This is a genomic window from Vibrio sp. 1727 (genome assembly GCF_033344415.1).
In the GTDB taxonomy this organism is placed as follows: domain Bacteria; phylum Pseudomonadota; class Gammaproteobacteria; order Enterobacterales; family Vibrionaceae; genus Vibrio; species Vibrio alginolyticus.
The window spans coordinates 1-642 of the sequence record NZ_JAWPOT010000369.1; the positions used below are offsets into that span (position 1 = coordinate 1).

General features: G+C 48.8%; 1 pseudogene. It reads left to right on the forward strand.

From position 1 onward, the window contains the following. Window positions 1-642: pseudogene (locus tag R8O10_RS25795) on the forward strand (peptidase); the annotation flags it as partial.

Below are 642 nucleotides of genomic sequence, written 5' to 3' on the forward strand. Positions count from 1 at the left end.
CAGTGCTATCCGCAGTCGCACCAGCAAAAAACCGATTTTGCGGCCAACCGTAAAAATGCCGATGACGATTGCTGGGCATACGGTAGATACCGTGGTGAACCTTACCTCGCGTAAACAGTTCTCTGCGCCAATCCTGATTGGCAAAACTTACCTAGATGATAACGCGTGGGTGTTTGCTGGGTATGACGACCTGCAAGAACAACCCAACGCGAAAATGATTGGTAAGAAAGAGACGGTAGAAATCGAAGGCATTCCCTACAAAACCAGCGTTTCGACAAGCAGCCGTTACACCAACGTTCACGCTCTCGACATCAACGTGGATAAAAAAGCCAAGCAAGTGTCGTTTACTTTGGAGGGTGAGAACGGCAAGCGCCATCCTATGACACTGCCATTGGTGCGCATGTTGAAAACCACCAAGAGCGAGCGACCTTTGGTGTATCTGCCTGTCAAGATTGACGAAAACGAAACTCAGCAATGGTTGGTGTACTTACGAGACCGCAGCAAGTTCAGTTCGCAAATCCGTCTGGGCCGAGACGTAGTGAGCCAACATTTCGTAATAGATACCGACAAAGAGAATTTGCTCGGCGGCGTGGAAAAAACCTTTAAGAGTGCACTGAAGTCCAAGCCATTGGTTATTTCACC